The organism is Kiloniellales bacterium (assembly GCA_030064845.1).
Classification (GTDB): domain Bacteria; phylum Pseudomonadota; class Alphaproteobacteria; order Kiloniellales; family JAKSDN01; genus JASJEC01.
This window is the reverse complement of the sequence record JASJEC010000122.1, coordinates 1-6,548: the sequence shown is the minus strand read 5'-3', so window position 1 is coordinate 6,548 and position 6,548 is coordinate 1. Positions and strand designations below refer to the sequence as shown.

The 6,548-nt window shown below is 64.1% G+C and carries 5 protein-coding genes and 1 pseudogene; 4 read left to right on the top strand and 2 right to left on the bottom strand.

The genetic code is table 11. The annotated features are described in order from the left end of the window. From QNJ67_23650 to QNJ67_23635, 4 genes are all read left to right on the top strand, one after another. Positions 1 to 830 (top strand): carbon-nitrogen hydrolase family protein (locus QNJ67_23650; GenBank protein ID MDJ0611987.1); only part of this gene is annotated, 830 nt, incomplete at its 5' end. 25 nt (positions 831 to 855) lie between these two features. Then, entirely contained in the window at positions 856 to 2,931 is a 2,076-nt protein-coding gene (locus QNJ67_23645; protein ID MDJ0611986.1) for an FAD-dependent oxidoreductase, read from the top strand. Between the two features lie 413 nt (positions 2,932 to 3,344). Next, positions 3,345 to 5,045, top strand: a complete 1,701-nt coding sequence (locus QNJ67_23640) for a monovalent cation:proton antiporter-2 (CPA2) family protein (protein MDJ0611985.1) — start codon at positions 3,345 to 3,347, stop codon at positions 5,043 to 5,045. 293 nt (positions 5,046 to 5,338) lie between these two features. Continuing rightward, positions 5,339 to 5,608 (top strand): DUF3775 domain-containing protein, encoded by a 270-nt coding sequence (locus tag QNJ67_23635; GenBank protein MDJ0611984.1) that lies wholly within the window; start codon positions 5,339 to 5,341, stop codon positions 5,606 to 5,608. Here the strand turns inward: QNJ67_23635 and QNJ67_23630 are convergent. Both QNJ67_23630 and QNJ67_23625 read right to left on the bottom strand, forming a co-directional pair. Next, positions 5,582 to 6,082 (bottom strand): annotated as a pseudogene (locus QNJ67_23630) (IS630 family transposase). The gene QNJ67_23635 and the pseudogene QNJ67_23630 overlap by 27 nt on opposite strands. A gap of 128 nt (positions 6,083 to 6,210) precedes the next feature. Then, the coding region (locus tag QNJ67_23625) for a transposase (GenBank protein MDJ0611983.1) at positions 6,211 to 6,548 on the bottom strand (338 nt) is incomplete at its 5' end.

Genomic DNA, 6,548 nt, shown 5'->3' with positions numbered 1-6,548 from the left:
GACCAGATCTGGACGCGCCTGAAGAAGTAATGCGTCTGGCGCTCTACCAGGGACCGTCGCCCGCCGGGGACGTCGCGGCAGCCTTCGAGGCGGTGGAGAGAGCGCTCTCCGCCGCCTCGGCGATGCGCGCGGACATAGCGGTGTTCCCGGAGATCTTCCTGCCGGGATACAACGTGCCGGAACCGGAGGCTCAGCCGCTGGACGGCGCCTGGATCCGGCGCCTCGGGGCGGCGGCGCGGGACGCCGGCGTCGCGCTCGTCATCGGCATGGCCGAGAAGGCCGACGGCGTCGTCTACAACAGCGCCGTCGTCCTCGGCTCGGACGGCGCGCTCTTGGCCAGCTACCGCAAGCTGCAGCTCTTCGGCGAGCGCGAGAAGGCTCTCTACGCGCCGGGCGACGCCTACGTGGTCTTCCCCTTCCGGAACCGCCGCGTCGGCCTTCTGATCTGCTACGACATCGAGTTTCCCGAGCATCTGAGGGCGATCGCCCGCCAAGGCGCCGACCTCGTTCTGGTGCCGACGGCGAACATGCCGCCCTTCGACAACGTGAACCGCATCACCATCGCGGCGCGCGCGCTGGACCACGGCGTGACCCTGGCCTACTGCAATTACTCCGGGGTCGAAGGCGACCTTGCCTATGTCGGCCGCAGTGTGATCGCCGGCCCCGACGGCGAGCCGATCGCCCGTGCCGGCGTCGAGACCGCGCTGCTGATCGCCGATCTCCCGGAACCGGGCGCTTTCGAGCACCCCACCCTCACCAGCACCCTCGAAGACCTTCGCGTGATCGAGAAGCGCGGAGACGGGCGCTCGACCTTACCGCCGCAGCGCTGAACCCGGAAAAGCGAAAGGACGTCCCGTGTCTCGCGACCCCCGTTACGACATCCTGTTCGAGCCGGTGAAGATCGGACCGGTCACGGCGAAGAACCGTTTCTACCAGGTGCCGCACTGCAACGGCGGCGGCTACCGCGACCCTTCCGCGGCCGCGGAGATGCGCAAGGTCAAGGCCGAGGGCGGCTGGGGCGTGGTCTTCACCGAGCAGTGCGAGATGCACCACACTTCCGAGATCACGCCCTTCATCGAGCTCCGACTCTGGGAGGACCAGGACATACCCGGGATCGCCCGCATGGCCGAGAAGATGAAGGAGCACGGGGCGCTGGCGGGCATCCAGCTGGCCTATTCGGGGATCAACGGCCCGAACCTTTACACCCGCGAGGTGCCGCTGGCGCCGACGGCGCTGCCGATCCGAACCTTCACCAACGATCCCGTCCACGCCCGCGCCATGGACAAGGAGGACATCCGCGATCTCCGCCGCTGGTTCGTGAACGCGGCCAAACGGTCGCGAACCGCCGGCTTCGATCTGATCTGCCTCTACGGCGCCCACGGCTTCGGGATCTTCCAGCACTTCCTCTCGCGCGCCACCAACCAGCGCGACGACGAGTACGGCGGCAGCCTCGAGAACCGGGCGCGCTTCGCCCGGGAATGCGTCGCCGACCTGCGCGACGCGGTGGGCGACACCATGGGGCTCACCCTGCGGGTCTCGCTGGACGAGACCATCGGGGACCTCGGCTTCTCCAACGCCGAGCTGCGCGACTTCATCGAGATGCACCGCGACCTGCCCGATCTCTGGGACCTGGCCCACGGCACGTGGGAGGAGTGCTCGGGCCCCTCGCGCTTCAAGGAGGAGGCCGCCCAGGAAGCCCTGGTGCGCGGCATCCGCGAGCTGACCGACAAGCCCGTCGTCGGGGTCGGGCGCTTTACCTCGCCGGACATGATGGTCAAGCAGATCAAGTCCGGCGTGCTCGACCTGATCGGCTGCGCGCGCCCCTCGATCGCCGATCCCTTCCTGCCGAAGAAGGTCGAGGAAGGCCGGATCGAGGACGTCCGCGAGTGCATCGGCTGCAACATCTGCATAACCGGCGACATGACCATGTCGATCTCGCGCTGCACCCAGAACCCGACCTTCATGGAGGAATGGCGCAAGGGCTGGCACCCGGAGCGCATGAACCCCAAGGGCGCCTCCGAGACCGTGCTGGTGGTCGGCGCGGGTCCCGCCGGCATGGAGGCGGCCCGTGCCCTCGGCCTGCGCGGCTATCAGGTGGCGCTGGCCGAGGCGGGCACCGAGATCGGCGGCCGCGTCCTGCGCGAGGCCAAACTGCCCGGCCTGTCCAAGTGGGGGCGGGTCCAGGACTACCGCCAGTACCAGCTCAGCCAGATGCACAACGTGGAGATCTACTTCGACAGCGAACTGGGCACCGACGAGATCCTCGAATTCGGCTTTGAGCAGGTCGCGATTGCCACCGGGTCGCGCTGGCGCCGCGACGGTGTGGCGCGCCATCACGTGGTGCCGATGCCTATTGCGTCCGGGGTCGGGGTCTACACCCCCGACGATCTGATGGAAGGGCGCGTGCCTTCGGGGCGCGTTGTGCTGTTCGACGACGACCACTACTACATGGGGGGCGTGCTCGCGGAGCTTCTGGTCCAGCACGGCGCCTCGGTCACGCTGGTGACACCCGCGGCCTACGTCTCGGAATGGTCGCAGAACACGCTGGAGCAGGCCGAGATCCACAAGAGGCTGGTCGAGAAGGGCGTGGACATTCTGCTCAACCGCGGCGTCGAAGAACTGCTGCCGGGCGGCGTGCGCACACGCTGCGTCTATTCTGGCCGGCGCAGCGAGATCGAAGCGGATTCCGTGGTGCTGGTCACTTGCCGTGAGCCCATAGACCGGGTTTGGCGGGCTCTGAAGACGCGCCGGGCCGAATGGCTGGAGCATGGCATCCGATCGATCAAGGTCATTGGCGATGCGGAAGCACCCGGACCCATTGCGTGGGCGACCTACGCGGGCCACCGCTTCGCGCGGGAACTGGACGAAGCCGACATCGGCGATGACCTGCCCTTCCGCCGAGAAGTCACGCGGCTTGCTGCGGAGCTCTGACCAGCGGGCAATTCTTACAAGACACGAACCGGAGTCCGTCCCGTTGCGTCGAACATCTCGGCTGGAGCGGATTCGGGTCGGAGGGAATCGCCTTCGGTGATGCATCGACCCGGCGAATTTGCTCAAGCCTCATGATGCACCGGGGAATCCCTCTAAGTGGGCACGACAAGGCGTGCCATCGAAGCATCATCCGCTCCGGGCAGCGCCCGGCCGATCAACGCTTTATTCCCGGTAGCCGGGAGGCTTAAATGGCCGGGGTCGCGCTGGGGCGGGTCGCGCGAAAAGTGGGGGATTGGTCTTTCAAGGCAGAATCAATCAGCTCGGGATCTTGTCGCTTTGCAAGCGTCCAGGCGCCTCGAGCTTCGCTGTCGTTCGAACGTTGGCACAACCGCAGGAAGAGGCAGGACTGAACGATGCACCTTGATGAATTCCTTCTCGCCACCGTGATTCTGCTCGCTGCGACGGCGATCTTCGTCTCGCTTTTCAAACGACTTGGACTGGGTTCGGTTCTGGGCTTCCTGGCGGCGGGGGTCATCCTCGGGCCGTCGGGATATGGCATCACCGAGGACGTCGAAGGGCTGCGTCACTTCACCGAGCTCGGAGTCGTGCTTTTCCTTTTCATCATTGGATTGGAAATGCAGCCGAAGAAGCTTTGGTCGATGAGGCGATGGGTTTTCGGTCTCGGCTCGATGCAGGTGCTTCTGACCGGCGTCATCATCGGCGGATACGTCTTGATGCTCGATGTCAGGTGGCAGGCTGCACTCATTCTTGGGCTTGGCTTTGCGCTGTCGTCCACCGCCTTCGTCATGCAGTTGTTGGGCGAGCGGGGCGAGATGGCCACAAAACACGGTGAAGCATCCTTTGCCATTCTGATCATGCAGGACATCGCAATCGTTCCCTTGCTGGCGCTGGTGCCGCTGTTGTCGGCAGGCCCGGCCCTGGCCTCGGGACAGCCGCTCTGGCTCGAGGCCATCGTGGTTGTTGGCGCGGTCGCCGGGGTGCTGCTGGTCGGCCGATATCTGATCCCGATCGCCTTGGCCGGAGCGGCCAAGACCCGCAACCAGGAAGCCTTCGTGATGTTCGCGCTGCTGTCGGCACTGGGCGCGGCCTATGTCATGGAGCTGGTCGGCGTGTCCATGGCGCTGGGCGCGTTCATCATGGGCATGATGTTCTCGGCATCCGAGTACCGGCACCAGATCGAGGCCTCGGTCGAACCCTTCAAGGGCGTGTTGATCGGCTTGTTCTTCATTGCCGTCGGGATGTCGATCGACCTTCAGCTGCTGGTTGACCAGTGGGCCGAAGTTGCCAAAGGCGTCACGGCGTTGATGGCCCTGAAAGTGGCGACCCTATTGATTCTGGCCCTCAGCTTCGGCCTCGGCCGCGCGGCAGCCATTCGAACGTCCTTCCTTATGGGCCAGTGCGGGGAGTTCGGGTTTGTGCTTTTCGGGGCCGCGTTGGCCGGCGGCGTTCTTTCCGAAGGCGAGTTCGGTCTGGCCCTGATGCTCGTGACCATGACCATGATCGCGACTCCCTTGATGGCGAAGGCGGGAGACTTCCTGGCGGGGCGCTTCGGTGCTGCGTCCGCTGACATGGCTGCCGAGGAAGGCGTCGGCCAAGGCTTTAAGCGCCATGTCGTGCTGGCCGGCTATGGTCGCGGCGGCCGGTCCATCGCCTTGATGTTGGAAAAGAAGGACATTCCTTTTCTCGCCTTCGACATTGACGCGAACGCTGTCGCCCTCGGCCAGAAGCGGGGGTACCACGTCCATTTCGGCGACATGACCAACCCCGAGATCTCCAAGGCGGCCGGCCTATCCGATGCCAGCGCGGTCGTTGTGACGGTAGAAGACGTTCATCAAGCAGAGCGGGTGATCAGCAACGTGCGCGTCCTCTGCCCTTCGGCTGCGATCTACGCCCGGGCGAAGGATTTCAATGTCGAAACGGCATTGATGTCGAGCGGGGTCAGTCACGCCGTTCCCGAGGCAGCCGAGGGAATTCTCCAGCTGGGCACGGCCGTCCTGCGGGGCAATGGCGCGTCGGACAGCGAGGTCGAAGCTCTTATCGTGGATTTACGGCGGGACGACTACGCGCTCATGCGGGAGGTCCAGGCATCTTGAGAGGCCGCCGAGGCGCTCGCGGCTTGGGCGGTCCTCCGACTCTCGAACCGGGTCAGGTCCGATGGCCGCACCCCTCGAGTACGGACCTGCGCGGCCTGGGTTTGGGCCGCTTTGCCTCCGACAACGAGCTTAGGCGACTCCGACCTTCCAAAGCAGGTCCGGTTCACATGGAATCGCCAGAGGCGATCCATTGACCCGGTCGATCTGCTCGTTCACGGCCTTTCAAAGGGTTCGACCTCGCTCGTCGCTACGATTCAGCTGTCGGAACAAGATTGGAGCGATATGGCGCCGTCATGCTCGTGATTTCACCGGAAAAAGTGGCACATGTGATTGTCAAGTCGAGGGAGTTCGACGCAAAGGTGGCGATTTGGGACGAGCCCTCTTCGGCGATCGATATCGACGACAGTGGCGATGCAATCCTCGAGGACCGAACAAGTGATGCGACACGAGGCGAAGTGGCCGAGTTCATTGCCGCACTGAACGAGGATGAACAGGCAAATCTCGTAGCATTGGCGTGGGTCGGACGCGGTAGCTGTTTAGACGGGAGCATATCCAGCGTTTAGGAAGTATCTGGCGCACTCGTCGGATTTTATGGTGTCGACGAGGTCTCCGAGTTGGAGTGAGATATCGTCTGGGCTTCGCTTTTGGGCCAGTCGCATCCAGTGCTTGATCTTGGCGAAGGTCTGCTCGTTCGGATTGAGGTCTGGCGAGTATTTGGGCAGGAACCAGAGCTTTGCGCCGACGGCCCTGATGGCCTCGCGGACGGCCTTGGACTTATGGCTGCCGAGGTTATCCATGACGACGATGTCACCGGGCTTCAAGACCGGCACAAGGGCCTGCTCGACGTAGGCACGGAAGCAGTCGCCATTGATCGGGCCGTCGAACACGCAAGGCGCGGTGAAGCGGTCACAGCGCAAGGCTCCAAGGAAGGTCAGGGTGTGCCAGCGTCCCCGCGGCGCCAGGCCACGCAGGCGCTTGCCTTTCGCTCCCCAACCGTGAAGCGGCGCCATGTTGGTCCGGATCCAGGTCTCGTCTATTGATCGGCCGCCCGACGGCAGCTCGCGCCAGACGCAACCGCTCCAACAACGCGCTCACGAAGATCAGTGGAATAGGCTCGGCTCATGCATGCTGGCCTCCATATCCAGCACAAAGCTTGAATCACATTTCATCCCAAAGGGGAATCCCCTAACGATTCAATCAAACGCAATCTGCTCTGGGACACCGACTCATAATTACGAAGCCAGATTCTTGTTGCCGCGAGCTTGACGAGTGCGAGGTAGTTTTCGGGGTGCTTTTCGAAGCGCGTCGCTATGGCCCTGAAGTGCTTGAGTTTGTTGAAGAAGCGCTCGACGAGGTTGCGGTAGCGATAGAGGAAGGGGCTGAAGGCGGGCGGCTCCAGGCGGCCAGGCATCGCTTTGATGCAGGCCCAGGCGCCGCGCTTTTGCAGGGCTTGGCGTAGGGCGTTCGAATCGTAGGCCCGATCGGCGAGCAGCGTCTGGCCCG

Coding starts and splice junctions, on each gene's coding strand:
- QNJ67_23640 (MDJ0611985.1), top strand. CDS start 3,345: ATGCACCTTGATGAATTCCTTCTCGCCACCGTGATTCTGCTCGCTGCG.
- QNJ67_23635 (MDJ0611984.1), top strand. CDS start 5,339: ATGCTCGTGATTTCACCGGAAAAAGTGGCACATGTGATTGTCAAGTCG.